General features: G+C 55.7%; 3 protein-coding genes and 1 pseudogene. 1 reads left to right on the top strand and 3 read right to left on the bottom strand.

Annotated elements, in window-relative coordinates; translation table 11 throughout:
- The first annotated feature begins 112 nt into the window (after positions 1 to 112).
- A complete protein-coding gene (locus tag F1735_RS33100) occupies positions 113 to 436 on the top strand; it encodes a site-specific integrase (RefSeq protein ID WP_167241186.1) in 324 nt (107 codons plus the stop codon).
- A gap of 427 nt (positions 437 to 863) precedes the next feature.
- Here the strand turns inward: F1735_RS33100 and F1735_RS33095 are convergent, their stop codons facing one another.
- From F1735_RS33095 to F1735_RS33085, 3 genes and pseudogenes are all read right to left on the bottom strand, one after another.
- Positions 864 to 1,232, bottom strand: coding sequence for a type II toxin-antitoxin system PemK/MazF family toxin (locus F1735_RS33095; protein WP_167241184.1), 369 nt, complete (start codon positions 1,230 to 1,232; stop codon positions 864 to 866).
- Entirely contained in the window at positions 1,232 to 1,486 is a 255-nt protein-coding gene (locus F1735_RS33090) for an AbrB/MazE/SpoVT family DNA-binding domain-containing protein (protein ID WP_187364427.1), read from the bottom strand. The genes F1735_RS33095 and F1735_RS33090 overlap by 1 nt, the downstream gene beginning before the upstream one ends.
- Before the next feature lie 134 nt (positions 1,487 to 1,620).
- Positions 1,621 to 2,046, bottom strand: a pseudogene (locus F1735_RS33085) (recombinase family protein); the annotation flags it as partial.
- Between the last annotated feature and the right edge of the window lie 200 nt (positions 2,047 to 2,246).

Genomic DNA, 2,246 nt, shown 5'->3' with positions numbered 1-2,246 from the left:
ACGACGGTACACCTCAATCCCGAAAAAAGTGTCACGGAAGCCGTCACCAAAAAGGAGAAAAATCAAGCACTCAAAAAAGCAGCGTAAAAATCGTATTTAGGCGACAACTAGCTTGCAAATTTCCGCAGGTAAGCAGGGCAGGGCGCTGCCGGATGGATTCGCCCGATACGCTATGCGCCGCGCCAACGCCGCCACCTCCCTGACTGGGATCACTCCCCACCGACTGCGCGGCACCTGCGCCACCCTCATGTCGGAAGAAGGCACGCCCATTCAGACCATCCAGGCCATCATGCGCCACAAGGACCCGAAGACCACGATGGGCTACCTGGAAGTGAACATGGACGTGGCGAGCCGTGCGCAGGACCGGATCGAGGACAAAATCTACGGTGGGCGGAAAATGGGCGATGCGCGTCAAAGCGGCCCTAGCGGTGCTTGACTCTCGTGACAACACCTAATCCTCAGTGACAATTCTGGGCGTTGCATTGCTTTCGGAAAATATTCACAGTTCCGCGTCCGGTTGCGCACGCTGGACAGTGCCTCAATGCAACCAGGTTGGCGTCATCGGCCGGAATGTTCCACGGGTGCGGAAGTCGTTATTCGGCTGCGCCGCGAAGGGCTAAAATTTTCTAAAGAATCAAGGCGTTACACGCGCATCGCCGGGCCCTGCCGAGCAGCTGCCGGACGGGGCTCGAGACCAGGCCATTCTGTCAAAATTTGGGACCTGTTGAGGGGCTCACAAGTTACACAAAATTAGGTTACAAGAAAAGTTGCACTCGCCTTTTTCGTGTAACCTCTCCCAAATGCATTCTGCGCGACGTCGACGGCAAGACCGCGCTACCACCTGTCGACATCGAGAAAATGCGCTAGGGGTGGTTGAAGCCGCAAATCATGCCCAGCCTGGACAGAGCTTCTTCCAGTACGGCGGCATGACCACTGCCCCAAGGGTGCTCACAAGCCTCGCGCGCGCGCCAATCGAATGACTTTGGTTGGAAAGTGAGAATATAGCCAACCTCGTCTTTTGGACCCTTAACGGCGACGGCGAACTGATTGTCGGCGTTGGACGCGGCGTGCGTCATGGGGAACCCAATTACGATGCCAGTCTTCTCGTTGAAAGCACGAGTGGAAGTAACAAGCATCGGATGGAAACTTGGCATTTCCTTTCCCACGTGGGGGCTGTGCTGAATGTAAATGATGTCCGCGCGATCAGGAACCCAGCCCTGCTTTGCCACCATTAGACGACCTCCTCACCGATTGGCGTGAAGGTCATCACTTCGCCGCCATGACGCACTGGGTCGAAGGAAGCCAGCATTGAGGCGAGGGTAATGCCAGGCTCAACCGCTTCCAAGACAATCCGACCTTTCTCGGCGGTGATGCGCACTTGCGTCCCGTCTATCATACCGGCAGTCTTGGCGACCACCTTGGTGAGGCGCACGGCAAGGCCATTGCCCCATTGGCTTACTGCCGCTTCTGCTGTCTGATAACCCATGATTTTCTCCTTTATACTGTGGATACATGGTATATACGTATCGGACGGGTGTCAACGCGTATCTACGTGTGGCTACCATAACGGTAACTGGTTGCTGGTACGTGCGTCATTTTCAGAAGGCGGCTGTTCGAATGTCAGGAGTCGGTTGCACCGACTGAAACATGTCTGGCCCGTACCCGCATGATGGACTGGCGCGTCGTACCAAAATCACGGGCGACCTTGGCGACGGACTCCCCGGCTGTGAGCCGTACCATCACATCGACTTGCTGCGCTTTCGTCAGCGCTGATGGGCGACCCAAAACCTTTCCTTCGGAGCGGGCGCGAGCGATGCCAGCCTGGGTGCGTTCGATCAGTAGGTCGCGTTCGAATTCAGCAACCGCGCTAAGCACGCTCATCATCATCTTCCCAGCAGCACTGGTTAGATCCACGCCACCGAGCGCCAAGCAATGTACCCGGATTGTATCCGCCGCTAGCCGCTTTACTGTGGCACGCACATCCATGGCGTTACGGCCCAGCCTGTCGAGCTTGGTAACGATGAGCACATCGCCAGGGCGTGTACGCACATATTTCGAAACGAGGAGTTTCGCGTTACACTCAGTGTGCACTCAACTCTGTAAAGGGTACCTGCTAATGGGCGGAAATTTGCAAGCTAGTTGTCGCCTAAATACGATTTTTACGCTGCTTTTTTGAGTGCTTGATTTTTCTCCTTTTTGGTGACGGCTTCCGTGACACTTTTTTCGGGATTGAGGTGTACCGTCGT

Origin of the sequence: Massilia genomosp. 1, assembly GCF_011682185.1 — a bacterium.
GTDB classification, from domain to species: domain Bacteria; phylum Pseudomonadota; class Gammaproteobacteria; order Burkholderiales; family Burkholderiaceae_D; genus Telluria_A; species Telluria_A rubra.
The sequence above is the reverse complement of the archived record's forward strand: the minus strand, read 5'-3'. Positions and strand labels throughout refer to the sequence as shown.

Bases quoted from the DNA above. Each gene is read 5' to 3' on its own strand.
- F1735_RS33095 (WP_167241184.1), bottom strand. From the start codon at position 1,232: ATGGTGGCAAAGCAGGGCTGGGTTCCTGATCGCGCGGACATCATTTAC.
- F1735_RS33090 (WP_187364427.1), bottom strand. From the start codon at position 1,486: ATGGGTTATCAGACAGCAGAAGCGGCAGTAAGCCAATGGGGCAATGGC.